General features: G+C 61.5%; 24 protein-coding genes. 10 read left to right on the top strand and 14 right to left on the bottom strand.

Annotated elements, in window-relative coordinates; genetic code table 11:
* Window positions 1-127: 127 nt before the first annotated feature.
* From Q1A52_RS05475 to puuE, 5 genes are all read right to left on the bottom strand, one after another.
* Window positions 128-1,351, bottom strand: a complete 1,224-nt coding sequence (locus Q1A52_RS05475; protein ID WP_300011883.1) for a urate hydroxylase PuuD — start codon at window positions 1,349-1,351, stop codon at window positions 128-130.
* Window positions 1,352-1,451: 100 nt separating this feature from the next.
* Entirely contained in the window at window positions 1,452-2,771 is a 1,320-nt protein-coding gene (locus Q1A52_RS05470; protein WP_300011880.1) for a nucleobase:cation symporter-2 family protein, read from the bottom strand.
* 45 nt (window positions 2,772-2,816) lie between these two features.
* Window positions 2,817-3,305: an ureidoglycolate lyase gene (locus Q1A52_RS05465; protein ID WP_300011877.1), complete on the bottom strand. Its 489-nt coding sequence runs from the start codon at window positions 3,303-3,305 to the stop codon at window positions 2,817-2,819.
* Window positions 3,302-4,111 (bottom strand): bifunctional allantoicase/(S)-ureidoglycine aminohydrolase, encoded by an 810-nt coding sequence (locus Q1A52_RS05460; protein WP_300011874.1) that lies wholly within the window; start codon window positions 4,109-4,111, stop codon window positions 3,302-3,304. The genes Q1A52_RS05465 and Q1A52_RS05460 overlap by 4 nt, the downstream gene beginning before the upstream one ends.
* Complete coding sequence (puuE, locus tag Q1A52_RS05455) at window positions 4,108-5,520, bottom strand: allantoinase PuuE (RefSeq protein ID WP_300011871.1); 1,413 nt, start codon at window positions 5,518-5,520, stop codon at window positions 4,108-4,110. The genes Q1A52_RS05460 and puuE overlap by 4 nt, the downstream gene beginning before the upstream one ends.
* Window positions 5,521-5,625: 105 nt before the next feature.
* Here puuE and uraH point away from each other — a divergent pair, with 105 nt between their 5' ends.
* The 3 genes from uraH to Q1A52_RS05440 all read left to right on the top strand — a co-directional run bounded on the left by uraH (window position 5,626) and on the right by Q1A52_RS05440 (window position 9,449).
* Window positions 5,626-5,985, top strand: coding sequence for a hydroxyisourate hydrolase (gene uraH / locus Q1A52_RS05450; protein ID WP_300012200.1), 360 nt, complete (start codon window positions 5,626-5,628; stop codon window positions 5,983-5,985).
* Window positions 5,986-6,084: 99 nt separating this feature from the next.
* Window positions 6,085-7,083: a deoxyribose-phosphate aldolase gene (deoC, locus tag Q1A52_RS05445; RefSeq protein WP_300011868.1), complete on the top strand. Its 999-nt coding sequence runs from the start codon at window positions 6,085-6,087 to the stop codon at window positions 7,081-7,083.
* 23 nt (window positions 7,084-7,106) lie between these two features.
* On the top strand, window positions 7,107-9,449 hold the full coding sequence (locus Q1A52_RS05440) for an aldehyde dehydrogenase family protein (RefSeq protein WP_300011866.1): 2,343 nt from the start codon (window positions 7,107-7,109) through the stop codon (window positions 9,447-9,449).
* 84 nt (window positions 9,450-9,533) lie between these two features.
* On the opposite strand, the gene Q1A52_RS05435 is transcribed toward Q1A52_RS05440, so the two are convergent.
* The 7 genes from Q1A52_RS05435 to Q1A52_RS05405 form a co-directional block, all read right to left on the bottom strand.
* Window positions 9,534-10,853 (bottom strand): pitrilysin family protein, encoded by a 1,320-nt coding sequence (locus tag Q1A52_RS05435; RefSeq protein ID WP_300011862.1) that lies wholly within the window; start codon window positions 10,851-10,853, stop codon window positions 9,534-9,536.
* The gene (locus Q1A52_RS05430; protein WP_300011859.1) at window positions 10,850-12,184 is read right to left on the bottom strand and encodes a pitrilysin family protein; all 1,335 of its coding nucleotides are present in this window, start codon (window positions 12,182-12,184) and stop codon (window positions 10,850-10,852) included. Before Q1A52_RS05430 ends, Q1A52_RS05435 begins: the two co-directional genes overlap by 4 nt.
* A gap of 113 nt (window positions 12,185-12,297) precedes the next feature.
* Window positions 12,298-12,795 carry a DUF3035 domain-containing protein gene (locus tag Q1A52_RS05425; protein ID WP_300011854.1) on the bottom strand — a complete coding sequence of 166 codons (498 nt, stop codon included), beginning with the start codon at window positions 12,793-12,795 and terminating at the stop codon, window positions 12,298-12,300.
* Between the two features lie 51 nt (window positions 12,796-12,846).
* Complete coding sequence (gene lspA / locus Q1A52_RS05420) at window positions 12,847-13,332, bottom strand: signal peptidase II (protein ID WP_300011851.1); 486 nt, start codon at window positions 13,330-13,332, stop codon at window positions 12,847-12,849.
* Between the two features lie 13 nt (window positions 13,333-13,345).
* Entirely contained in the window at window positions 13,346-14,932 is a 1,587-nt protein-coding gene (gene purH, locus Q1A52_RS05415) for a bifunctional phosphoribosylaminoimidazolecarboxamide formyltransferase/IMP cyclohydrolase (protein ID WP_300011848.1), read from the bottom strand.
* A 12-nt stretch (window positions 14,933-14,944) separates the two neighbouring features.
* Window positions 14,945-16,696, bottom strand: coding sequence for a heparinase II/III family protein (locus Q1A52_RS05410; RefSeq protein WP_300011845.1), 1,752 nt, complete (start codon window positions 16,694-16,696; stop codon window positions 14,945-14,947).
* 117 nt (window positions 16,697-16,813) lie between these two features.
* Window positions 16,814-18,085, bottom strand: coding sequence for an RsmB/NOP family class I SAM-dependent RNA methyltransferase (locus Q1A52_RS05405; RefSeq protein ID WP_300011842.1), 1,272 nt, complete (start codon window positions 18,083-18,085; stop codon window positions 16,814-16,816).
* A gap of 83 nt (window positions 18,086-18,168) precedes the next feature.
* Here Q1A52_RS05405 and Q1A52_RS05400 point away from each other — a divergent pair, with 83 nt between their 5' ends.
* On the top strand, window positions 18,169-18,363 hold the full coding sequence (locus Q1A52_RS05400; RefSeq protein WP_300011839.1) for a DUF1674 domain-containing protein: 195 nt from the start codon (window positions 18,169-18,171) through the stop codon (window positions 18,361-18,363).
* A gap of 91 nt (window positions 18,364-18,454) precedes the next feature.
* Here Q1A52_RS05400 and Q1A52_RS05395 read toward each other — a convergent pair whose 3' ends face one another.
* Entirely contained in the window at window positions 18,455-18,811 is a 357-nt protein-coding gene (locus Q1A52_RS05395; RefSeq protein ID WP_300011836.1) for a dihydrodipicolinate reductase, read from the bottom strand.
* An 83-nt stretch (window positions 18,812-18,894) separates the two neighbouring features.
* Window positions 18,895-19,713 (bottom strand): 4-hydroxy-tetrahydrodipicolinate reductase, encoded by an 819-nt coding sequence (gene dapB / locus Q1A52_RS05390; protein ID WP_300011833.1) that lies wholly within the window; start codon window positions 19,711-19,713, stop codon window positions 18,895-18,897.
* An 88-nt stretch (window positions 19,714-19,801) separates the two neighbouring features.
* Between dapB and rbfA the strand changes: the two genes are divergently transcribed.
* The 6 genes from rbfA (at window position 19,802) to Q1A52_RS05360 (ending at window position 24,046) form a co-directional block, all read left to right on the top strand.
* Window positions 19,802-20,224 (top strand): 30S ribosome-binding factor RbfA, encoded by a 423-nt coding sequence (rbfA, locus tag Q1A52_RS05385; protein WP_300011830.1) that lies wholly within the window; start codon window positions 19,802-19,804, stop codon window positions 20,222-20,224.
* Window positions 20,221-20,961, top strand: coding sequence for a phosphodiester glycosidase family protein (locus Q1A52_RS05380; RefSeq protein WP_300011827.1), 741 nt, complete (start codon window positions 20,221-20,223; stop codon window positions 20,959-20,961). Before rbfA ends, Q1A52_RS05380 begins: the two co-directional genes overlap by 4 nt.
* A 106-nt stretch (window positions 20,962-21,067) precedes the next feature.
* On the top strand, window positions 21,068-21,979 hold the full coding sequence (truB, locus tag Q1A52_RS05375; protein ID WP_300011824.1) for a tRNA pseudouridine(55) synthase TruB: 912 nt from the start codon (window positions 21,068-21,070) through the stop codon (window positions 21,977-21,979).
* Window positions 21,980-22,165: 186 nt separating this feature from the next.
* Window positions 22,166-22,654, top strand: a complete 489-nt coding sequence (locus Q1A52_RS05370) for a hypothetical protein (RefSeq protein ID WP_300011821.1) — start codon at window positions 22,166-22,168, stop codon at window positions 22,652-22,654.
* Window positions 22,655-22,746: 92 nt separating this feature from the next.
* Window positions 22,747-23,262, top strand: coding sequence for a DUF1643 domain-containing protein (locus Q1A52_RS05365; RefSeq protein ID WP_300011817.1), 516 nt, complete (start codon window positions 22,747-22,749; stop codon window positions 23,260-23,262).
* A 112-nt stretch (window positions 23,263-23,374) separates the two neighbouring features.
* Entirely contained in the window at window positions 23,375-24,046 is a 672-nt protein-coding gene (locus tag Q1A52_RS05360) for a hypothetical protein (RefSeq protein WP_300011814.1), read from the top strand.
* Window positions 24,047-24,194: the final 148 nt, after the last annotated feature.

The following is a 24,194-nucleotide window of genomic DNA, read 5'->3' as shown; positions in this document are numbered from 1 at the left end:
AAGGTTTAGCATAGTCGCACCCGATTCTAAAACCGCTTCTGCGCAGATGGTGGCCTAAAGCCCACCCTACCTGCCGCCCACGTCGGGATGAGGTAGACAGGTAAGGTGGGCTTTAGGCCACCCTTGGTCACTCTGCGGTCGCGGCACGGTACCAGGCGACAATCAGCGCGCGCTCTTCTTCTTCCATATAGGACAGGTTCGCGGGCGGCATGGCATGGCTCATACCGGCCTGCAGGTAAATTTCCCGGGCTTGCCGCGCGATCTGATACTCCGTTTCCAGACGCACAGCCTTCGGTGCCCAATGCAGCCCTTCCCATACCGGTTCCGCTGCATGGCACATGGAGCAACGCCCCAGGACAATGTCCTGCACGTCAGAAAACCCATCCGCCTGTGCGAACTTCAACGCGCTTCCTTGAGCCGTCTCCAGCTCTTCCGCGCGGAACATCGGTGCCGTCGATAACCACATGATCAGAATGAAGATCAGCGCCGTGATCGCCCAGGTCCAATGCGGGTTCCCTGTCCGGGCGTGCATAGAATTGAAGTAATGGCGGATGGTCACCCCCATCAGGAACACAAGGCTTGCAATCAACCAGGTGAACTCAGTTGCGAAGGCCAACGGGTAATGATTGCTGAGCATCAGGAATATGACCGGCAATGTGAGGTAGTTGTTGTGCGTGCTGCGCTGCTTGGCAATTTTCCCGTATTTTGCATCCGGCGTGCGCCCGGCCATCAGGTCCGCCACGACAATCTTCTGGTTCGGGATGATAATTATGAAAACATTGGCGCTCATGATCGTGGCGGTGAATGCGCCCAGATGCAGCATCGCCGCACGGCCTGAAAACACCGATGTATAGAAATAGGACATCGCCACCAGGACACCGAACAAGGCCACCATCAGCGTGGTCTGGTTGGCGTCGACAAACACCCGGCACAGCGCGTTATAGGCCACCCAGCCGAAGGTCAGCGAGGCGAGCGAAATACCAACAGCTTGCCACACAGCCAGATCAGCAATCGCGGGGTCAATCAAGTAGAACTCGGCGCTCAGATAGTAGACCAGCACCAGAAGGATAAACCCGCTAATCCACGTCCAGTAGCTTTGCCATTTATGCCAGATCAGCCCGTCGGGCATGTTGTCGGGTGCCACCAGGTACTTCTGGATGTGATAAAATCCGCCCCCGTGCACCTGCCATTCCTCGCCATCCGCACCGCTGGCAAGATTGCGATCCCGGTGCAGCCCGAGGTCCAGCGCAATGAAGTAGAAGGACGAACCGATCCACGCGATGCCGGTGATGACATGCAGCCACCGCACCGCAAATTCGATCCAGGCGCCCATGGCGGCGAAATCATACATGGCATTTGTCCTCTGCAGCAGTTGATGAATCGATGTGAAACCCTGCCAACAGCACGCCGCGGTGCCCGAACGGACAGGGGTTCAACCAATCATCGTCTGACTACACATCATCCGGCAGCGCAAGGTTCAACACGATGGCCACCAGGGCGGTGGGTGCCACCGCAGAGGTCGCCAGCGTCTTGACCACACCCGGCAGATATTGAACCGCCGTGGGCACCAGATTCAACCCCAATCCAGCCGCCAGAGACACGGCGATGATCACCATGTTGCGGCGGTTCATTTCGATCTCGCTCAGGACGTTTAACCCCGCCGCGGCCACCATGCCAAACATGACGATCACACCACCCCCCAGCACGGGCAGTGGCATGGAAGCGATCACCGCACCGATTTTCGGCACGAGACCACAAAGGATCAGAACCAGCGCCCCGATCGTGACCACATGACGGCTCATGATGCCTGTCATGCCGACGATACCCACGTTCTGGCTGAAAGACGTGTTCGGCAGACCGCCAAAGACACCTGCAATGGCGGTGCCCAGACCGTCGGCATAGGTCGCACCGGAGATTTCCGCATCTGTGGCTTCGCGCCCCGCACCAGCCTTGGTTGTGGCCGAAGTATCACCGACGGTTTCAATGGCCGAAACGATAGAAACCAGCGTCACGGCGATCACGGCGCCAAGCGAGAACTCAAAGCCGTAAGGCAGCGGTGTAATGGCGGTGAACCAGCCGGCATTGGCAACCGCGCCAAAGTTCACCATGCCCAGCATCAACGCCAGCAGATAGCCCACGATCAACCCGATCAGGATGGCTGCATTCGACAAAGTGCCCTTGGTGAAGAACTTCAGCACCAGCGCCACGATCACCACGCTTAGCGCCACGGACCAATGCATCAGCGATCCGAAACTTTCGGCCTCCATCTGGAAGGTCGCCGCCCCGCCCGCCGCATATTTGATCGCCACCGGGATGAGGTAGAGGCCAATGGCAAGGATCACCAGACCGGTGACGAGCGGCGGGAATAGCCAGCGCAGGTGTTTGATGAAGGCGCCCAGCACGAAATGCACGCAGCCGCCGATGATACAGGCGGTCAGCGCTACACTGAGCCCCTGGGTGGCCGCCACCCCGGCCAACACACCGACAAAAGCAAAGCTGGTGCCCTGCATGATCGGCAACCGCGCCCCGATCGGACCCAGCCCCACTGTCTGGAACAGCGTGGCCACCCCGGCAAAGAGCATCGCCATCTGGATCAAGTAGACCTGTTCCGGCCCGCCAAAGGCCAGTCCTGCAGCCCCGGCCACGATGATAGAGGGCGTCACGTTCGAGGCAAACATCGCCAACACGTGCTGCAAGCCCAAAGGCACGGCCTGCGCCAGCGGCGGGGTCTGATTGGGGTCGCGGAAAGCGCCAGATGCGGTGTCGGTCATGATTTTGTCCCTGTCATGATTGGCCTGTTTGTCGGCCTCAACCGGTTATGGAACCACGCGATAGGGCGGATCAAGCAAAACTTCTTCAAGGTTCGGCGTTTCCCCAATCCGGTCCACAACTGCAAAAATTCCGGGCGCGGCGAGCGGGGTCAGCACCCCGTGCCACGTGCCCTTGTGAAAGTTGATCGCCTGATGGGGGGCGGTCAGAAACGCCCGAGGGGCACCCGGCTTGCCACCCGCGTCCGGGGCGACGGTCACCAGAAAGGGCTGATCCGTCATCGGGATGAAGGCCTGGCTGCCTTCCGGGTGCCGTTCCATCAGGTCAAGCGTGTAGGGCAGAGCGCGCGGCTCGGCATGGAACAGGCTGATGCCTGCGCGACCACCTTCACCGAAATCAAGCCTGGCGCGGTCATGGTAGCGCCCGCAGAGCCCTGCGTTGATCATCTTGTCGGGTGTGCCGCTGCAATCGAGCAAATCACCATAGGGCGCAAAGGCTTCTGCGGTCAGCGGTGCGCAGCGGATCTCCCGTCTCACAGGCGCACGTGACGATTCACGTCTTTGTAGAGCAGGTAACGGAAGGGCTCGGAGCCCGTGGCGATGCAGGCTTGGGGGCAAAAGGCACGCAGCCACATGAAATCCCCCGGCCCCACGGTGACCCAATCCTTGTTCAAAAGATACTCGGCGGTGCCCTGTAGCACGTAGAGCCCGTGTTCCATCACATGGGTTTCCGCAAAAGGGATGCGCCCGCCCGGCTGAAACGTCACGATGTTCACGTGGCAATCATGGCGCAAATCCACCGGGTCCACGAAACGGGTTGTCGCCCAGACACCACCGCAATCGGGCATGGGCGTCGGAGCAACGGATTGGTCTGATGTGACAAAGCTTTTGGGCGCTTCGATATTTTTGGCGGATTGGTAGGCTTTGCGGACCCAGTGACATCTAAAATGCGCCGTGCCGTCATTCCACAGCGTCCAGAAATCCCCCGGGGCGATATAGGCATAGCTCCCCGGTTTCAGCGCGTACTCATTGCCTTCCACGGTCAGGGTCGCCTCTCCCTCGGCCACGAAAAGGATGGCTTGTGCGGATTGGTCCGGTTCTGGCGCATCCGATCCACCTCCCGGGGCAATCTCGACGGCGTATTGCGCAAAGGTTTCTGCAAAACCGCTCAGCGGGCGGGCGAGAATCCAGACTCGCGTGTCTGCCCATTCCGGCAGAAAGCTGGTGACGATATCGCGCTGTGTGACGGCGGGCAGGACCGCGTAGCTTTCAGTGAAAATCGCGGTGCCTTCGGGGTGTACGGATTGATCCGGCAGCCCGCCCGGGGGAAATGCATAGCTCATAAAAGCGCCTCCAACCTGATCTCGGCAATGCGTTCCACCTGACGACAGGCCTCGTCAAATTCCGCGTCCGTCTCATGTTCCAACCGCCGCTGGAAAGCGCGCAGAATGCTCGCTTTGTCGTAGTCTTTCACAGCAATAATGAAGGGAAACCCGTGTTTCTTGACGTAGTCGGCGTTCAGTTTCTCAAAGTCCTTGCGTTCCTTGTCGGTCAGCGCGTCGAGCCCGGCACTGGCCTGTTCCTCTGTGCTTTCGGCGGTCAGGCGTTTGGCGGCCGCCAGTTTCCCCGCCAAATCGGGATGCGCCCGCAAGACGCCCAGGCGCTCTTCCACCGTGGCGCTGCGAAACATGCGCGCCAGTGCGGAGTGCACGCCGGTGACCGTATCATGCGCGGGCCCAAGCTCCAGCTCATAGGCGCGTTCCGCAATCCACTCAGAATGCTCAAAGATACCGCCAAACCGTTCGATGAAATCGGTTTTTTTCAGCGCCGAGGGCCGCGCTGTGCGCGTTGGCGGATGTACTTTGCGCCAATGCTCCGCAATCTCGATCCGCCGGGGGCACCAGACACCCTCAAAGCCCTGAATATATTCGACAAAGCGTTTCAGCGCCTGCACCCGACCGGGCCTGCCGATCAACCGGCAGTGCAGCCCGACGGACATCATCTTGGCCGCCCCCACTGCGCCTTCGGCATAGAGTGCATCGAAGGTGTCGCGCAGATAGGCAAAGAACTGATCCCCCGAGTTGAACCCCTGCGGCGTGGCAAAGCGCATATCGTTACAATCCAGCGTGTAGGGGATGATCAGCTGATTGCGCCGCCCGATCTTGCGCCAATAGGGCAGATCATCATCATAGGTATCCGAGATGTATTCGAACTGCCCCGTCCTAGCCGCCAACGCCACCGTGTTCTCGGAGCAGCGCCCGGTGTACCAGCCACGCGGGCTTTCGCCGGTGACCTCACCGTGCAAACGGATCGCCTCCATCATATCCGCCGCCTCGTCGGCCTCGGAGTGATCCTTGTAGTCGATCCATTTCAGCCCGTGGCTGGCGATTTCCCAGCCTGCCTCCTGCATCGCGCGAACCTGCTCGGGCGCACGGGCCAGCGCCGAGGCCACACCGTAGACCGTGACCGGCACGTGCGCGCCGGTAAACAGGCGGTGCAGCCGCCAGAACCCGGCGCGCGCGCCATAGTCGTAAATCGATTCCATGTTCCAATGCCGCTGTCCTGACCAGGGCTGCGCGCCGACGATTTCGGAGAGAAATGCCTCTGACGCGGCGTCCCCGTGCAGCAGGCAGTTTTCGCCACCTTCCTCGTAGTTCAGCACGAATTGCACGGCAATCCGGGCACCGCCGGGCCACTGCGCATCTGGCGGATTGGCCCCATAGCCTGAAAAATCCCGGGGATAGCGTTTCACAAACGAACTCCTGTGCCTGCCGCACCATTCAATACCGGGTTGCGGGCCGTTGCAATTCGTATCTGGGCCGGGCAGGTTGCGGGTGAACCAGCAGGAAACGCGCCAATGCCCGAGGGATATCTGACCACCCATGTTCTCGACACGGCGCGCGGCTGCCCGGCGGAAGGGCTCCGCATCCTGCTGTTCCGTGTTTCCGGCAACAGCCACCGGAAAATTGCTGAGGCGGTCACTAATGCGGATGGCCGCACGGATGCACCAATCCTCGGCAAGGACAGGTTCGAGACGGGCGTCTACGAGTTGATCTTTGAAGCCGGGCCCTACCTCATCGCCAGTGGTGTCGCGCCGGAAGAGCCGCGCTTTCTCGACAGCATTCCGATCCGCTTCGGGATTTCGGACAGCGAAAGCCATTATCACGTGCCACTGCTGCTCTCGCCCTTCGGGTATTCGACATACCGCGGCAGCTGAAGTTTCAACAGCAATTGCGCGCGTGACGCGGCGTGCCGGTTCTTGCCAAGCCTGACGGGCCATGCGACTTTGCAGTCCCGCAGGTTCAGGAGTGCCGCGATGCTCAGCCAGACAACACAAACAGCGACCGCAAGCCACCAGTTGCCGCAGGTCACCGAACCGCGCAATCCCGGCATGGCGTTGGATCTGGACTGGGTGCGCAGCCTTCAGGCCAACACCTCCGCCATTGAACGCCGTGCAGCCAGCCTGCCCGCGCGGCGGTCCGTCAAGAAAAAGCATCAGGCCGCGTGGCTCTTGCGCGCAGTTACCTGCATCGATCTGACCACCCTGTCCGGCGATGACACCGAACACCGTGTGGCGCGGCTCTGCGCCAAGGCCCGGCAACCCATTGCGCAAAGCCTGCTGGATGCAATGGGCATGGGCCCGATCACCACCGGTGCTGTTTGCGTCTATCACGAGATGATCCCGCCGGCGGTGCGTGCCCTGAACGGATCGGGCATTCCCGTGGCCGCCGTCAGCACCGGTTTCCCTGCGGGCCTGTCACCTTTTCACCTGCGCCTTGCCGAGATCGAAGAAAGCGTCAAGGCCGGAGCCGCAGAGATCGACATCGTGATCTCCCGCCGCCACGTGTTGTCTGGCAATTGGCAGGCGCTCTATGACGAGATGCGCGCCTTCCGCGCGGCCTGTGGTGACGCCCATGTCAAGGCAATCCTGGCCACCGGTGAATTGGGGTCGCTGCGCAATGTCGCGCGGGCCTCGATGATCTGCATGATGGCGGGCGCCGATTTCATCAAGACCTCGACCGGCAAGGAAAGCGTGAATGCCACGTTGCCCGTCACCCTGGTGATGATCCGCGCGATCCGGGATTATTTCGAGCGTACCGGCTTTCGCGTCGGCTACAAACCGGCGGGCGGGATTTCCAAAGCCAAGGATGCGATCACCTATCTGGCGCTGATCAAGGAGGAGCTGGGCGACCGCTGGCTGCAGCCCGACCTCTTCCGCTTTGGAGCCTCGTCGCTGCTCAATGACATCGAACGGCAGCTCGAACACCATGTGACCGGCAATTATTCCGCCAGCTATCGCCACCCGACCAGCTGATACGACCGAAAGGGCCATGTGCCATGACCATCTCCGAGATTTTTGAAACGATGGATTACGGGGTCGCCCCGGAAAGTGCTGCCGAAGCCCTGGCGTGGCTGGTGGATCAGGGGGACCGCTTTGGCCATTTCATCGACGGGGCCTTTACCAAACCCGGCGAAGGCTTCGACAGCCGCAACCCCGCCACCGGTGAGGTCCTTGCGACGCTGACACAGGCCACGCAGGCCGATGTGGATACGGCGGTCAAGGCCGCGCGCAAGGCACAGCCCAAGTGGGAGGCCTTGGGCGGACCGGGCCGCGCACGCTATCTCTATGCGCTCGCACGTTTGCTGCAAAAACACAGCCGCCTTTTTGCCGTGCTGGAAACGCTGGATAACGGCAAGCCGATCCGGGAAAGCCGCGACATTGATGTGCCCCTGGCCCAGCGGCATTTCTATTTCCATGCGGGCATGGCGCAGCTGATGGAAGAGGAACTGCCCGACCGCGAAGCGCTGGGTGTCTGCGGTCAGATCATCCCGTGGAACTTCCCGCTGCTGATGCTGGCGTGGAAAATCGCGCCCGCGCTGGCCATGGGCAACACCGTGGTGCTGAAACCGGCGGAATACACTTCGCTCACCGCGCTGCTCTTTGCAGACATCTGCCGTCAGGCTGGCCTGCCAAAGGGCGTGGTGAACATCGTGACCGGCGATGGCACCGTGGGCGAGATGATCGTGGCCGCGGAGGTGGACAAGGTCGCCTTCACCGGATCCACCGCCGTGGGGCGCCGTATCCGCGAGGCCACCGCAGGCTCCGGTAAGGCGCTGAGCCTCGAGCTGGGTGGGAAATCCCCCTACATCGTCTTCGATGACGCCGATCTGGATTCCGCCGTCGAGGGCCTTGTCGATGCGATCTGGTTCAATCAGGGTCAGGTCTGTTGCGCGGGCTCACGCCTTCTGGTGCACGAACCGGTGGCAGAGGTGTTTTACGCCAAACTCCGCGCCCGCATGGACAAGCTGCGCGTCGGCAGCCCGCTGGACAAAAGCATCGATGTCGGCGCCATCGTCGATCCGGTGCAGCTCAACGCCATCGCCGGTCTGGTCGCGGCCAACACTGCGGGCGAGACGCATGTCGCGGCCACCGAACTACCCTCCGAAGGTTCCTTCTATCCGCCCACGCTGATCACCGGGCTGAACCCTGCCGATACGCTCATGCAGGAAGAAATCTTTGGCCCCGTGCTCGTCTCCACCACCTTCCGCACACCGGATGACGCCGTCGCGCTGGCCAACAACAGCCGCTACGGACTTGCCGCCACGGTCTGGAGCGAGAACATCAACCTCGCGCTCGACATCGCGCCCAAACTGGCCAGCGGCATCGTCTGGGTCAACGGCACCAACCTGATGGACGCCGCCGCCGGATTTGGCGGGGTGCGGGAAAGCGGGTTCGGCCGCGAGGGCGGTTGGGAAGGTCTGTCTGGCTACACCAGAGTTAAAGGCACGCCAAAGCCCCTCAAGGACATCCAGCCCAATCAAGGGGATGGCGCGCCCACCGACCCGATAGACCGCACGGCAAAACTATACATCGGCGGCAAACAGGCCCGCCCGGACGGCGGCTATTCCGCACCGGTCTGGGCCAAATCCGGCAAGCTGCTGGGGCACGCCTCGCTTGCCAACCGCAAGGATGTCCGCAACGCGGTCGAAGCCGCCCATGCCGCGAAAGGCTGGTCCAAAACCACAGGCCACCTGCGTGCGCAAATCCTCTATTACATCGGTGAAAACCTCTCCGCCCGCGCGGATGAGTTCGCCCGCCACCTCGACGATATGATGGGGGGAAAACAGGGCGCAAAAGAAGTCGAGGCCGCGATCAATCGCCTCTTCACCTATGCCGCATGGGCAGACAAATACGACGGCAAGGTACATGGCGTGCCGATCCGCGGTGTCGCACTCGCCATGAAGGAACCGGTGGGCGTGATCGGCGCACTCTGCCCCAGTGAAGCCCCACTCCTCGGGCTGATTTCCTGCATGGCCCCCGCCATCGCCATGGGCAATCGGGTCATCCTCAGCGCCTCGGACCCCTACCCGCTGGCCGCCACGGATTTCACCCAGGTGCTGGAAACCTCAGACGTCCCGGCGGGCGTGGTGAACATCCTGACGGGTCTGCAGGGAGATGTCGCCACTCCCATGGCCGCCCATATGGACATCGACGCGGTCTGGAGCTTCGGGACAAGATCGCTCTCAGGAGAGATCGAAAAAGCCAGTGCCGCAAATCTCAAACGCACATGGGTCAATCACGGCCTGGCTCGTGATTGGATGGGGACCGCTGGTCAAGGACATGAGTTCCTTGAAGCGGCAACGGAAATCAAGAACATCTGGGTGCCCTACGGCGAATGACGCCTGACCGAGGCGACAGCACTCGACCCAACCGGGTCGAGGACATGGCGTGGCGCGTCAGCGCCTCATTCTGGTAACGGCAGCTCAGTTTGCGGGCGTACTCTCCAGCCCGGTGGGCTGGCCCACAACAACGAAGTGGAGCCCCGCAGGGTCCAGCAGATCGGCCGCCACACGCTGCACATCTTCCAGCGTGACCGCCTCCACACGATCATTCCGGGTCGCGATGTAGTCAATGGGCAGGCCCAGCATCTGCATACCCACCATGATCTGCGCGATCGGCCCGTTCCCGTCAAAGCGCAGCGGATAGGCGCCGGTCATGTACGTCTTCGCATCATCCAGCTCGGTCTGGGTAAGACCCTCTACGGCAGCTTTTGCCCATTCGTCACGGATCACCTCAATCGCCTCTGCGATCCGGTCATTGGCCGAACTCACCGACCCCAGGTAAACCTCCGCCAGATCCTTGGCCAGCAGGTAGGAATAGACACCATAGGTGAGACCGCGTTTCTCCCGGACCTCATCCATCAGGCGGCTCTCGAAACCGCCACCGCCCAGAACCTGGTTGAGCACAAGCGCGGTGAAGTAATCCGGATCGTCCTGTGCGATACCACCATGGCCGAAAATCGCCACGGATTGTGGCGTGTCGAAGGGGACCACCGTCACCCCACCGGGGATCTGAACCTCTGCAGGCGGCGGGATCGGCGCACCGGTTTCCGGCAAATCCACAAGCAGATCATCCATCAGCACGCCCAACTCCTCCGGCGTGATGTCCCCGACGGCCCCGATATAGATCCGGTCCCGCGCCAGCACCGCGCGGTGCGCGGCCAGCAGATCATCCCGGGTCAGCGCCGCAACGCTTTGCTCTGTCCCGCTGAGCGATGTGGCATAGGGATGCCCGGGAAAGGCGATCTGGTCAAAGGCCCGCGACGCGATCTCGTTCGGATCCTTGGCGTCTGACCGGATGCCCGACAAAACCTGTTCACGCACGCGGTCAATGGCATCCTGATCAAAACGCGGCTCTTGCAGCGCCGCCCGCAGCAAGGCGACAGATGCCTCCTTGTTTTCGGTCAGGAACCGCGCCGAGACCGAAAGCGAATCGTCGCTGATATCAAAGCCAAAAGAGGTCGCCAGCGCCTCGGTAGATCGCGCAAAATCGCGCGCGTCCATATCTGCCGCACCCTCCTCCAAAAGCCCCGTCATCAGATTGATGGCCCCGCGCTTGTCCGGCGCATCCAGAGATGCACCGCCCCGGAACCGGATTTCCAGCGCCACGAAGGGAATGGAGTGGTCTTCCACCAGCCAGGCGGTCAGCCCCGCGTCGGATGTCACTTCCTTGATGTCCACCTCCGCTGAGGCGGGCAGCGCGAAACCGATGACAATACAAATCGACAGGAAAAAGCGGATCATTGGGTGACCTCCTCACGCATCAGCCAACCGGTGACCGAGGCCCGTTTATCAAACACATCGCGGGCGGCTTCGATGATATCCTCAGCCGTCACAGCCTCCAGCACATCCGGCCACGCCTGCACATCCTCTACGGTCAGCCCCGACGACAGCGCCTGACCATAGCGGTTGGCAATCCGGTCCACATCATCCCGCGCATAGATCTGATCGGCACGGATCTGCAGCTTGATCCGGTCCAGCTGTTCCGGATCCACGCCATCGATCAAAAATTGCGCCACCGCCGCATCCAGCGCGTCTTCGGCCTCCTGCAGGCTGACACCCGGGCGGGGGACAACGATGAGGTTGAACGTCGTGTCATCCAGCGAAACCCCACGGTAGAAAGCCGCGGAATACGTCGCAATCTGTGTGTCGAACTGCAGCGCGTCCGTCAGGTAGGATGTCGTACCACCCCCCAGAATCTCCGCCAGAAAGGTGAGCGCGGCGGCCTTCTCCTGCGCACCGGGATCGCGTTCCGGCGCCAGATAGGACCGGCGCACATAGGGCTGCGCGACGCGCGCATCGCGGAAGATCAACCGGCGCTCAGCGGTCTGCGGTGGCTCTTCGGTGCGAATACGCTCTGGCAGGTCAGGATTTGCAGGGATCACGCCGTAATACTTCTCTGCCAATGTGCGCACTTCTTCGGGCGTCACATCGCCCGACACCACCAGAATCGCGTTGTTGGGAGAGTAGTAAATTTCGTAGAATCCCAGCGCGTCCTCCATATCCAGCGTCTGCATCTCATGCATCCAGCCGATGATCGGCACGGCGTAACGGTGGTTGAGGTATTGCGCCGCTGCGATCTGTTCGCCAAAAAGCGCGTTCGGGTTGTTTTCCGTGCGTTGGTTGCGTTCCTCAATGATCACATCGCGCTCGGTCTCGATGTTCTCTTCGGTCAGACGAATATTGCGCATCCGGTCGCTTTCCATGCGCATCATCAGCTCCAGCCGATCCGCGGCAACCCGCTGAAAATAGGCGGTGTAATCATAGGAGGTGAAGGCATTGTCCCGCCCGCCATTACGGGCGACGGTCGCAGACAACTCACCGGCTTCCAACGTGTCGGTGGCCTTAAAGAGCAGATGTTCCAGAAAATGCGCCACACCGGACGATCCCTTGGGCTCATCGGCGGAGCCTGCCCGGTACCACACCATATGCTGCACAACCGGGGCCCGGTGATCCTCGACCACCACAACCTGCATCCCGTTGTCGAGAACAAAAGTCGTCACGGCCTCGTCATTCGCGGTCAGCAGACCGGGCAGAAACGAAAGGATGGCAGCAAGCGCAGGCAGTCGGATCATGATCTGTCCTTCTAAAGGTCAAGCACATCGGGTCTGGGCAAGAAATACGTCCCAAGCCGCGCGGTTCAAGTCACGCTGTCACGAAAGTGAGGTGCGCGGCTTGCGCACCGTGATCAGTTCGGCGGATAGCTCGGCGTTCGGGCCCCGGCACGACGCCACCGCTCCGCCACATCACTGGCGTCCAGCGCCTGACGGCGGTAGGCCTGCAGATAGCGGTCTTCGCGGAACAGGCGGTACTGCGTGAACCGCGATTGCCTGCGGCGGAAATCCGCATCTTCTTCGGCAAGGTTCTGCCGGATGTTCGGTGTCACGCCAAACCGGCTGGCCGCTGTGACCAAAGCACCATCCGTGGCAGGCACCGCGGTTGCGTTCGACGGACGACCGCCCAGTGCCACCACCACATCAGACAGCGGATCATTATCGGTCAGATTGCCCTGACCCGGCGTGGGCGCGGGCAGGCTGGTCAGATCATCGGGCGTCTGCAGCGGCGCCTTTGGCTCAATGATGAATTCATCGGGCCCACGCGTGTTCGACCGCAGATCGCGCAGCCCGGTATTGGCGCAGGCGCCAACGCATGCTGTGATCAGGATGAGGGCCAAAATACGGCTCATGTCAGGTCTCCTCGCGGTCTGCCTTTTGATACGCCATGCAAGCAGGCAATGTCACTGGCCTTTTTTCGGTGCGTCCTTGGGATCGGGTGACAGGAAAACCAATGCGATGGCCCCCCCGAAAATGAACACATCCGCCAAGTTGAACACAAAGGGGTTTTCGATCCCGCAGCAGGACATGTTCAGAAAATCCAGCACATAGCCATAGATCAACCGGTCGAGCACATTGGCCAGCGCCCCGCCGATCAAGAACCCGGCACCAACCTGCGCCCAAAACCCAAGCTCCTGCCGCCATGCCCAGATCAGAACCGCCGCGCAGATCACAACCGCCAGCCCAATCAGGACCCACCGGCTGGCGTCCGACGCATCGCCAAAAAGGCCGAAGTTGATGCCCCGGTTCTCGCCATAGCGAAAATTCAGCACCGGCGGCAGCACATCGATGGCGCGGACACGCCACAACTCCATCCCATGGATCACCAGATACTTGCTGAGCTGGTCGATGACAAAGGCGATCAGGGCCGCCAGAGCAAGGGCACGCATGACGGCTCCTCTCTCAGTGGCGGAAGTGGCGCATGCCGGTAAAGACCATGGCGATCCCGGCGTCATCCGCCGCCGCGATCACCTCGTCATCCCGCATCGACCCGCCCGGTTGAATGAGCGCGGTTGCACCCGCGTCTGCTGCCGTGATCAACCCATCGGCAAAGGGAAAAAACGCATCCGACGCCACGACCGATCCTTGGGTCAGCGGCGCGGGCAGGCCCATCGCCTCCGCCATATCCTGTGCCTTGCGGGCGGCAATCCGCGTGCTGTCCACCCGGCTCATCTGCCCGGCACCAACTCCAACGGTGGCCCCGTCCTTCACGTAGATGATCGCGTTCGATTTCACATGTTTCGCCACGGTCCAGGCAAACAGCAGATCGGCCATCTCCTGCTCCGACGGCTGGCGTTTGGTCACCACCTTCAGGTCATCCAGACCCACATGACCCACATCCTTGTCCTGCACCAGATATCCGCCGGACACCTGCCGCACGGCCAGCCCCGCTGCGCGCGGGTCCGCAAGGCCGGATGTGGTCAACAGACGCAAGTTCTTCTTCTGGCTGAAAATATCCATTGCGCCCTGGTCAGCGCCGGGCGCAATCACGACTTCGGTAAAAATACCGGTGATTTCTTCCGCCGTTGCAGCATCCAAGGGCTGGTTTAACGCGATGATCCCGCCAAAGGCCGACGTGCGATCACAATCAAAAGCGCGCGTGTAGGCCTCCGTCAACGTGGCACCCCGCGCAACACCGCAGGGGTTGGCGTGTTTGATGATCGCACAGGCCGGACCTTCCGCCGGATCAAAGGCGCTCACCAGCTCAAAGGCCGCATCGGTATCGTTGATGTTATTGTAGCTTAGTTCCTTGCCCTGATGCTGCCTGGCTGTGGCCACGCCGGGCGCACCGTCGCCATCGGTGTAGAAAGCCGCGGCCTGATGCGGGTTTTCGCCATAGCGCAGGGTCTGCGCCAGTGTCCCGCCAAACGTCCGTCTGCGCGGTGTTCCCCCCACTTGTGCCGCCATCCACGTGCTGACAGCCGTGTCATAGGCCGCTGTGCGTGCATAGGCTGTCTGAGCGAGACGCTGACGCAGCGCGTAGCCGGTTTGCCCGTCGTGCGCGTCCAGTTCCGCCAGTACGGCATCATAGTCTTCCACATCCACAACCACTGTCACGAACCCGTGGTTCTTCGCCGCCGAGCGGATCATCGCGGGGCCACCGATATCAATGTTCTCGATCACTTCGGCGTAGCCCGCGCCCTTGGCCACGGTCTCCTCAAAGGGGTAGAGGTTCACCACCACCAGGTCGATGGGACCGATGCCGTGCGTCTCCATCGCCGCCACGTGATCGTCATTGTCCCGCAGCGCCAGCAGACCGCCGTGTACCACCGGGTGCAGGGTCTTGACCCGCCCATCCATCATCTCGGGAAATCCGGTCACCTCGGCGACGTCGCGCACCTGAAGCCCTGCGTCCCGCAGTGCTTTCGCCGTCCCGCCGGTGGAGAGCAGTTCCACCCCTCTCGCCGCCAGCGCCTTGCCGAAATCCACCAGCCTGGTCTTGTCGGATACGGAAAGCAGGGCGCGGCGCAGCGGGGCGAGATCGGTCATGGGCAGGGTCCTTTAAGGCTCGTCGGTCAGGTCAGGCGCATCCTGGCTGAGATCCCGGATGCCAATCGCAGTTTCCTGCGCTTTGGAGAGAGACCAGCGGACACGCGTGGCGTATGACATAGCCTTGCCCGAAAGAACAATCTGATTTGCGCCTCTGGGCTTCAATCTTCCGGTTTCCAGATAGACCGACGGCTGCAGCGTCAGATTTTGCCCCCCATCGTGACGAAACACCCAAATCTCACCGCTTTTCAGCGCCATGGAAACGGCAGCCCCACCCAGATCCAGCGTCGCATCCACCTCCGGATGCAGGTGGAACCGGATGTCAAAGGCGATACCCTGTAGTTTGGTCGCGTCCAGCGCCAGATCAAACCGCCGCTTTTCCGCATCATCCAGCGCCAGCAACATGTCCTCACCGGCCATGGCGCGGCCATCAAATGTCATCTCCAACGTACGTGCGTGTGTCAGACCGTGCGTGGCGACAAACCCGTTGTGCCCTCCCTGAAACCGCAACCCGTCGCTGACATGACCAATCTCGATCGGCACCTTGGTTGGCGCTTCGATCAACTCTTCGCGGCCTGTGGACCTGTCCGCATCCCCCAGTCGCGCGCTTGAGTATCCATCCAGCGACAGCGTCGAATGTGACGGCGTGGCACGGCCCGCCCGCCGCCAATCCGGCCCGAAGGAGCGGCCAGAGCCGCAATTGACCACCAAAGGTCGTCGCCCGGAAGTTAGTTCCAACGCCAGTGTCGAAGCATGGGCATTGTAGGACGCGCGCCCTGTCGGTGGCTTGCTGGCATCGACAATCACGCTGGTGCGCCCGGCAGAGAGGCGCGCAAACCCCATCGATAAGCCATCGGGCTGGCGCGTCTTGACCTTGGCTTGTGCCAGCGCGTGATCCAGCCAGCCCTCGGGCCCGCGACCTCCACCGTGAAACCGCGCAAGCCCGCCATCCGAATGACGCAAGGTGCGTAATGTGGGCGCAATACGCTCGATCGCCTCCAGATGTTCTGGCGGCGCGGCATGCCCAGCATCGGATAGAGCAGCGGCGGCCCAGGACAAAAGTGTGAAGACATCCAATAGTTCTTCAGGGTTCCGTGTCGGCAGCCCGCCCTGCTCGTCAATCTGGGTATGACATTCCTTTGCCAGTGCCCTGACCGCTGGCACGGCCATGCTTTCCATCCCCTCCAGCGAGAGCCCCGCATATATCAACCCGGTGAGGGCCTCGAAACGAGGCAAACCGCTTGCCGCGCCTTGCCAGCGCTTGGCCAGGAAATGAGTCTGCTGGTGCAGACTGCGGTAAAAGGCGTCGCTGTCCGGTGCATCATTGCCGCGCAGCATGAAGAGCGCATGGTTGATCCAGCGGATAAGCCGCCGCCCGGTCAGATCCGGCGTCCAGCCTGGTCCACGGCCCCGACCGTAGCGCTCGATCCAGCTCCAGAGCCAGCGCTGCGCCGCCGCGCGGGCTTGCAAATCTCCAACTGCGGCCAGATCGTCCAGCCAGGCAAACCCATGAATTTCCTGCTCGTAATCCGCATTCGGCGCGGGCAGGTCCCAAAGATCAGTGTCCTTATGCTCCAGCAGATGGCCCGCAAACAGGAAGTTTCCCGCCAGTAATTGTCGCCCCTTGGCAAAGCTGCCGATGGTGCGCGGCTCAGGGGAAGAGACGAATCCGACCGCTCGTGCGCGCATCCTGCCTGCCTTTGCGGCATGCCAGCGGTTTAGAAAATGCACCTTGCGGGCGGCAAAACTTCTGTTTTCGGACATGGGGTTCTCTGCCTGAGGACGCTCTGACGGCGCTTTGATGCATGTTAACCCGAAGGCTGATTTGAGTCACCGCATTATATTTGGTGGATCACATGATACAAAGCGGCAGGCCGGATGTTATGCAGACTTGCGCAGACAAGCGATATAAAACCCGTCCATGCCGCCCAGTTCTTCCCAATAATCCGGACGCAGACGCAGCCCGCCCTCAGCGGTGTGCCAGTCCTTCTCGACACCTGGCAGAGCCAGCGCCGCCGTGTCCACGTGCATATCCTGATGGCGCAACAGCGCCTCATCGATCTGCACCTCGCCCTCATCGGGCAAAAGTGAGCAGGTGCAGAACACCATTCTGCCGCCGGGTTTGAGCAAGCTCCACGCGTGATCGATCAAGGTACCTTGCAAATCGATCAAGGCCCCGAATTCGGACCCATCCTTGGCGTGGGGCAGATCAGGGTGGCGGCGGATTGTGCCGGTCGCGGAGCAGGGCGCGTCCAGAAGGATCGCATCGTAGGAGCCCGCGTGTGCCAGCGCATCTTGCACAACCAACTCTGCCGTCAACCCGGTGCGTTTGAGATTTTCTGTCACCCGCGACATGCGCCCGGCAGAATCGTCCACCGCCGTCACCCGCGCCCCGGCAGCGGCCAGTTGCATTGTCTTGCCGCCCGGCGCGGCGCAGAGATCAAGCACCATCTCGTCGGGCTGAGGCGCCAGTACCTGCACGGGAAGGGCCGCCGCCGCGTCCTGAACCCACCAGTCGCCTGCCTCAAAACCTGCCATGGTGGACACCTGCCCCGCGTCTACAATCCGCACAGACCCATGGGGCAACACCGCGCCGCCGGTGGCTGCGGCGACTGCCGCCGCATCGCCTTTGGCGGTCAAATCCAGCGGCGCTCCCGCAAAATGCGCCCGTTCCATCGCCACCATCGCTTCCGGCCCCCAAGCCGAAACCAGCGGCCCACGCAACCATTTTGGCAATCGCGGCGCACGCAGCGCCTCCCATGCCTCCGGTCCCTCGGCGGCAATTTTACGCAATACCGCGTTGGTCAGGCCTTTCAGATGCCCCAACCTTTTGTGACGCGCCACCAGTTCGACCATCGCATTGACAACACCATGCGCCGCCTGGCCCTGACACAGCTCCACCGTGCCAACCCGCAGGGCATTGCGCACGGTGAGCGGTGGATATTTCGACAGGTGTTTCTGCAGCAGACGGTCTGCCCGCTCCAGCCCGCGCAGGGTATCCTGCGCCAACCGTGCCGCCCGCGCGCGATCTGCCACCGGCAGCGCCTCCAGCGCGCCTGCGCCCAGAAGCTCTGACATCAGACGCCCCTCCCCAAGGATCTGGTCGAGCAGGTAGACCGCCCTTTTTCGGGCGGGAACGCCGGTATCGGACATGTACAAGGCTCCATTGAATGCTGGCGGGTTGTCTGCGCCAAAGAGCGGCGTATATCAAGGTGGCAGATCAAAGAGATGTAGCAATGCCAGACGACGCGCACAGACCGCAGGATAAAACAAAGCTCCCACCCGCCGCACAGCGGGCGCTGGCAGAGGCTGAGGACCGGCGACAAAAGGCCAAAGCGCTTGATTTGCCAACCGAACTGGGTGGGCGGGACGGCCCGGAACCCGTGCGCTATGGCGATTGGGAAAAGAAAGGCCTCGCGGTCGATTTCTGATCAATCCGCCTAGATAAAGGCGCCAATTGCCCGGAACGGGCGCATGTCGTACGCGCGCAGCGCATGCCTTTGGATCAGGCGGCGATATAGATTATTTGAGACGAAATTCCGCCGAATCGCCACGCCCCTTGTCGGACGTGAAGCGGATGCGGTTGTCATGCGCCTCAACAGCCTGGCAATTATATCCGAGCGGATCGCCACCCCAGAAGAGATCCCGGCAGAAATACCCTTCGCGCCATGTCCAGTTTCCGCTGACTGCCCATGCGGCACCAACGCCCGAGATATCCCCTTGCGGCGACACTTCCAGCTTCACAAACGGACGCCGAAGCTCCTTGCCGGAAATGAGGGAAACAAACTCCTGCTGGCTGTCCACCTTGGTGAACTCCGCCGCCGCAGAAGTTGCGATCAAGATCGCGACAACAGTCATGGTGCTCAACAGCAAGCGCATCGGAAGTGGCCTCCTAATTCATGCTCTGAAAAGAATACGCAGCAGCACGCGACTTGGATGACTCAAAGGATCGTCTTGGCAATTTATTGCTCGGAGAGTCCCAGCACGTCGAGCATATCGTAGGCGCCGGGTCGCTTTCCGGCAGTCCAGAGCGCGGCCTTCAAGGCGCCACGGGCAAACACGGACCGGTCAGAGGCGACGTGCCGCAGGATAATCCGCTCGCCATCGGCAGCGAACATCACATCATGTTCTCCGATGATATCGCCGCCACGAATGGCGGTGAAACCGATACGCCCCCTGTCGCGCGCGCCGGTAATGCCGTCGCGGGCGCGGTCGGACACATCATCGAGGTCAACACCACGCCCCTCCGCCGCTGCTTCGCCCAGCATCAGTGCCGTACCCGAGGGCGCGTCCACTTTCCGGTTGTGATGCGCCTCGATCACCTCGATGTCGTAATCATCGTCGAGGGCGGCCGCGACCCGCTTGGTCAGCTGCACCAGAAGGTTGACCCCAAGGCTCATGTTGCCTGCCCGCACAATAACGGTCTGCGTTGCCGGAGCATTGAGCTGCGCGATCTCCTGCGCTGTCATGCCAGTGGTGCCAATCACATGCGCAACACCCGCCCGTGCTGCCGCCTGCGCAAAGGCGATGGTGGCTGTCGGTGCCGTGAAGTCAATGACAACATCGGCGCCTGACAGGGCTGCGTCGATATCATCCGTGACGACAACACCGCTAGCTGACCCGCCCATGGCGACACCCAGATCCTGCCCGATCCAGTCATGCCCCGCCCGCTCGATGGCCGCCGACACCACGGCCCGGTCGGAGGCCTCGATTGTCTCCACCAGCATCCGCCCCATCCGGCCCGACACACCCGTGATCGCAATTCTCATCGGCTTGTCCATTCTGCAATCCCCGCTTGCCTGCCCCGCGCCTTGCTTATCGCGACAGCGCACGCTTGGCAAAGCCCCGGTGACCCCTTAGATGGGGCCCATGGGAAAGAACAAGTTTCACGAGGGCGCAGGTCCGTCGCAACGACAACTCAGGGTAGGCGAGTTGATCCGCAGGGCGCTGTCGGATGTGCTGGCGCGCGGCGACGTGCATGACCCCGATCTGAACAGGATGTCGATCACCGTCGGTGAAGTGCGCACGTCGCCCGACCTGCGCATTGCCACGGCCTATGTGCTGCCCCTGGGTGGGCGGGGACAGGAAGAGGTCATCCGCCTTCTCGCCCGCAACAAGGGTGAATTGCGCCGGGTCGTGTCCAAGAAGCTATCGCTGAAGTTCGCGCCTGACCTGCGGTTTCAGCTTGATGAGACCTTCGACCGGATGGATGAGACACGCGAAATGCTGAACCGTGACGACGTGCGGCGCGACACCGACGCAAGCAGCAGCGAGGAGCCCGATTCGGAATGATCCGTGTGCTGCTTTCCACCGCTGCTTTGTGCCTTCTTGCGCATGACGCGGGGGCGGTGGAGTGTGAACCCGTGACATTTCAGGACACGCGCTACACCGTCTGTGAAGTGGATGCCGCCACCGAAGCGCTTGAGCTCTTTCTCTATGACGAAGGCGGTGCCCCGTTGGGTCAGTTTTCGGAAGTAGACAGAAAGCTCGCAGCACGGCAGCAAAAGCTGGTCTTCGCCATGAACGCGGGCATGTATCACGACAACCGCGCGCCCGTCGGGCACTACGTCGAAGATGGGCAGGAGATCATGCGGGTCATCGACACCGCAGGCCCCGGCAATTTCGGCCTGCTGCCCAACGGTGTGTTCTGCCTGCGCGAAGATCGGGCGGATGTCTTCGAAACGCTGGCCTTCCTTCAGGAACAACCCGAGTGCCGGGACGCCACGCAATCCGGGCCGATGCTGGTCATCGACGGCGCGCTGCACCCGCGATTTCTGGAAGACGGCACCTCTGAGTTCATTCGCAACGGTGTGGGGACATCGTCAGATGGCCGACGGGTCGTCTTTGCCATTTCGGATGAACCGGTGAATTTCTACAGTTTCGGACTGCTGTTTCGCGATCATCTGGACCTGCCCAACGCGCTTTACTTCGATGGCAAGGTGTCCCGGCTTTATGCGCCTGCTCTGGGGCGCAGCGACTTCGGGTTCAATCTAGGGCCCATCGTCGGCGTCGTGACACCGGCAGAGTAGCGGCATCCTGCAGCGTATAACGATTTTGCGGCAGGACGGCAAAAGAACGCTGGCAGTTAGGGGCACAGACCGTTATGGCACCGCGCGCAGGAGCACGTGAGGCATCATGGGACGCAGGAAAAACGGCAGAGAGATTTCGGGGTGGCTTGTGGTGGACAAACCCGCGGGCCTGACCTCCACGGCGGTGGTCAATAAGGTCCGCTGGGCGCTGGACGCCAAGAAAGCGGGACATGCGGGCACATTGGACCCGGACGCCACCGGCGTTCTTGCCGTCGCGCTTGGCGAGGCGACCAAGACGGTGCCTTATGTCACCGACGCACTGAAAGCCTATGAATTCACCATGCGGCTTGGTCAGGCAACCAACACCGATGATGCAGAGGGTGAGGTCATTGCGCAAAGCGATCTGCGCCCGGATGACGAGACAATCAAGCAGGCGCTCGGGGCGTTTGTGGGCGATATCGAGCAGGTCCCGCCCCAGTTCTCAGCCGTCAAGATCGACGGCGAACGCGCCTACAAACGCGCCCGCGACGGCGAAACGATGGAAATCGCCGCCCGCCCCCTCTATGTCGAAAGCCTTTTGCTGATCGACCGTCCGGACCCGGATCACGTCACCCTTGAACTGGTCTGTGGCAAGGGCGGATATGTCAGGTCCATTGCGCGCGATCTGGGGGAGGCTCTGGGCTGCTTCGGGCACGTGCGGGAATTGCGCCGCATCTGGTCGGGGCCCTTTGATGCCAGCGACGGGCTGACCATGGACAAGATCGAAACGCTTGCCAGGACCCCCGACCTCGATGAACATCTGCGCCCCGTGGCGGAGGCCTTCGTCGCCCTGCCCGAAGTCAAGGCCACCCCCGAAGGGGCCGCCCGGTTGCGCAATGGCAATCCCGGCATGGTTCTGGCCAGTGATGTCGACTATGGCGAGGAGGTCTGGGCCTCTTTCGAAGGTCAGGCTCTGGCCATCGGGCGCTATAAATCGGGGGAGTTGCATCCCACCCGCGTGCTGAACATTAAGAACTGATCAGTTCCGAATATTTCAATCTGACGCAAACCTCGCGCCGATGTCAGCGAGATCCGGGGTTTGTTACAAAGAATGTTACGAAAATCCGCGCGAAGGTAAGCCTTGTGTGAGGAGGCTGCACAAGACGCGCAGGCACTGCCATATCGGGGTCAGCAGTCGAACCCGTTCCAACATGGAGACCCTGATATGAAACGCACAGCCCTGACAATCCTGACCGCCGGCGCCTTTGCAACCATCGCTTTTGACACCTTCGGACAGGCGCTCAGCCCGCTCTTTGGCTACGCGAAACTGGCACCTGTCGGTCTTGCCGGCGCCACACTGAAATCCGTCTTTGGCGCCGCCCCATCCGGTGCCGCCTATCTGCTGCACACGCTGACCGGCCTCATCTTCTATGTCGTGGGCTATTTCGCCATTGCCCGCCCGGTACAGCGCGCCGTCCTGCCGCAACTGCACTGGGGCATCACCGCCGTGGTCTACGGCGTCGCCCTCTGGGTCTTTGCCCTCTACGGCATGGCGCATCTCGTGGCAGGCATGAAACCCTTCCTGGGCTTCACCGGCATCACCTGGGTCGCGCTCTGGGGCCACACCGTCTACGCCGTGGTTGCTGCCGCAATCCTGGAACTGCGCGGCGAAGTGCTGGAACTGCCCCGCAAGAGCGTCACCGTAGCCGCTTGAACGCAAACATACTTTTCCAAAGGGCCGCCTCAGCAGGGCGGCCTTCTGCACGTCTGCCTTGCGGCGCTGCCGACCGGCTGGCATGAAGCCGCATGCTCACCCGCACCCATCAAAGCGCCGACAGTTGGTCCGAAGCTGTCTATTCTGATTGCGCTGCGTATCGCTACAGCCTGTGCCGGATTTGGCAACCCGAAGGCAGGCGCGTGAACTTTGTCATGCTCAACCCGTCGAAAGCCGACGAAATCAGAAACGACCCGACGGTGGAGCGCTGCGAACAACGCGCCCGCAGGTTGGGATTTGGCGGCTTTCAGGTGACCAATATCTTTGCCTGGCGGGATACTGATCCGCAGGCGATGCGCCGCGCCGACCGTCCCATCGGACCCGAGAACGACGTGGTATTGATCGAGGTTGCGCGACAAGCGGATCAGGTCATCGCCGCCTGGGGTGTGCACGGCGCGCATCTGGCGCGGGGCACAGCAGTCGCCAAGCTGCTGACTGATGCGGGATGTGACCTCTTTCACCTGGGCCTGTCCAAGGAGGGACATCCCCGTCATCCTCTTTACCTGCCCTATGCCAGACAGCCGGAACGCTGGCTCATGCCAGGCTGACGTTAACACATTGGTCAGGATTTGACCCTAGAACCCAATGTGGATTGCGGCATCGCCTATGGTGGTTGATCTGTCAGAGGGCCGCGCATGAACGGTAAAAGGTCTTGATCTGATGTTATGGCTGGCCGGATTGATGGGTGTGGCGGGAGTCGGCGCTGCTGCCTTTGTGGGAATCAAGGCCGACGTTGACGAGGAAGAAGAAGACCTGCTGCAGGACGAGAGCGAGCAGACCTCGGACGTCGGCGACCTTCTCAGTCAGATCAAAGAGCATAGCGATGCTGGTGGGCTACTGCAGTCTGACACGCAAGTGGCTTTCAATACGGCTGAAACGGCTTATCCTGCAGGCGGCTGGGGCGATGACATTCTCAATGAAGTGATGGCTGAGCCGGAAGCTGCGGAAACAGATGCGTCAGTGGAGACCTCTCCCTCCCAAGAAATTATCTACAGCTCCGCAATGCTTGAAGCAGACGAGGTAGAGTTTGACGCCCCTTCAGAGGGAGACGGAGTACTGTTGAGTGACTGGATTGAACAGCGGGACGGTTCTGAGATCCTTGACTATCAGGCACAAACAGAAAGCTTGATGTTGGTCTGGGATGATACGCACGAGGGCGCGGCAGAACCGGATGTCGACGTTGCTCCGGATCCGGATGACCCCGAGGTGATGCAGGTTTCCATGAACGGTGAAAATGTCGCCGAGGTCTATGGGGATGCAGAACTGAGCGTTGCCGACCTAACGCTGATCCCCTTGAGTTCCGCGATGGTGATCGGTTTGGAAGCCGTCTGATCAGACATCGAGTGGTGCTGGCGACCAGTCTACCGGCCAAGTCCCGCATTCAACAATTGCCATTTCCAATCAGGACGCTTATACGCGCGCATCGCCTTGGGGAATCTCTCTCAAGGACGGTATCTCCATCGGCCTGTGCTGGACGACA

Origin of the sequence: uncultured Roseobacter sp. (assembly GCF_947488185.1) — a bacterium.
Lineage (GTDB): Bacteria > Pseudomonadota > Alphaproteobacteria > Rhodobacterales > Rhodobacteraceae > Roseobacter.
This window is presented reverse-complemented; position numbering and strand designations above follow the sequence as displayed.

Coding starts and splice junctions, on each gene's coding strand:
- Q1A52_RS05475 (WP_300011883.1), bottom strand. CDS start 1,351: ATGTATGATTTCGCCGCCATGGGCGCCTGGATCGAATTTGCGGTGCGG.
- Q1A52_RS05470 (WP_300011880.1), bottom strand. CDS start 2,771: ATGACCGACACCGCATCTGGCGCTTTCCGCGACCCCAATCAGACCCCG.
- Q1A52_RS05460 (WP_300011874.1), bottom strand. CDS start 4,111: ATGAGCTATGCATTTCCCCCGGGCGGGCTGCCGGATCAATCCGTACAC.
- uraH (WP_300012200.1), top strand. CDS start 5,626: ATGCCCGAGGGATATCTGACCACCCATGTTCTCGACACGGCGCGCGGC.
- deoC (WP_300011868.1), top strand. CDS start 6,085: ATGCTCAGCCAGACAACACAAACAGCGACCGCAAGCCACCAGTTGCCG.
- Q1A52_RS05440 (WP_300011866.1), top strand. CDS start 7,107: ATGACCATCTCCGAGATTTTTGAAACGATGGATTACGGGGTCGCCCCG.
- Q1A52_RS05435 (WP_300011862.1), bottom strand. CDS start 10,853: ATGATCCGCTTTTTCCTGTCGATTTGTATTGTCATCGGTTTCGCGCTG.
- Q1A52_RS05430 (WP_300011859.1), bottom strand. CDS start 12,184: ATGATCCGACTGCCTGCGCTTGCTGCCATCCTTTCGTTTCTGCCCGGT.
- Q1A52_RS05425 (WP_300011854.1), bottom strand. CDS start 12,795: ATGAGCCGTATTTTGGCCCTCATCCTGATCACAGCATGCGTTGGCGCC.
- lspA (WP_300011851.1), bottom strand. CDS start 13,332: ATGCGTGCCCTTGCTCTGGCGGCCCTGATCGCCTTTGTCATCGACCAG.
- purH (WP_300011848.1), bottom strand. CDS start 14,932: ATGACCGATCTCGCCCCGCTGCGCCGCGCCCTGCTTTCCGTATCCGAC.
- Q1A52_RS05410 (WP_300011845.1), bottom strand. CDS start 16,696: ATGTCCGAAAACAGAAGTTTTGCCGCCCGCAAGGTGCATTTTCTAAAC.
- Q1A52_RS05405 (WP_300011842.1), bottom strand. CDS start 18,085: ATGTCCGATACCGGCGTTCCCGCCCGAAAAAGGGCGGTCTACCTGCTC.
- Q1A52_RS05400 (WP_300011839.1), top strand. CDS start 18,169: ATGCCAGACGACGCGCACAGACCGCAGGATAAAACAAAGCTCCCACCC.
- Q1A52_RS05395 (WP_300011836.1), bottom strand. CDS start 18,811: ATGCGCTTGCTGTTGAGCACCATGACTGTTGTCGCGATCTTGATCGCA.
- dapB (WP_300011833.1), bottom strand. CDS start 19,713: ATGGACAAGCCGATGAGAATTGCGATCACGGGTGTGTCGGGCCGGATG.
- rbfA (WP_300011830.1), top strand. CDS start 19,802: ATGGGAAAGAACAAGTTTCACGAGGGCGCAGGTCCGTCGCAACGACAA.
- Q1A52_RS05380 (WP_300011827.1), top strand. CDS start 20,221: ATGATCCGTGTGCTGCTTTCCACCGCTGCTTTGTGCCTTCTTGCGCAT.
- truB (WP_300011824.1), top strand. CDS start 21,068: ATGGGACGCAGGAAAAACGGCAGAGAGATTTCGGGGTGGCTTGTGGTG.
- Q1A52_RS05370 (WP_300011821.1), top strand. CDS start 22,166: ATGAAACGCACAGCCCTGACAATCCTGACCGCCGGCGCCTTTGCAACC.
- Q1A52_RS05365 (WP_300011817.1), top strand. CDS start 22,747: ATGCTCACCCGCACCCATCAAAGCGCCGACAGTTGGTCCGAAGCTGTC.
- Q1A52_RS05360 (WP_300011814.1), top strand. CDS start 23,375: ATGTTATGGCTGGCCGGATTGATGGGTGTGGCGGGAGTCGGCGCTGCT.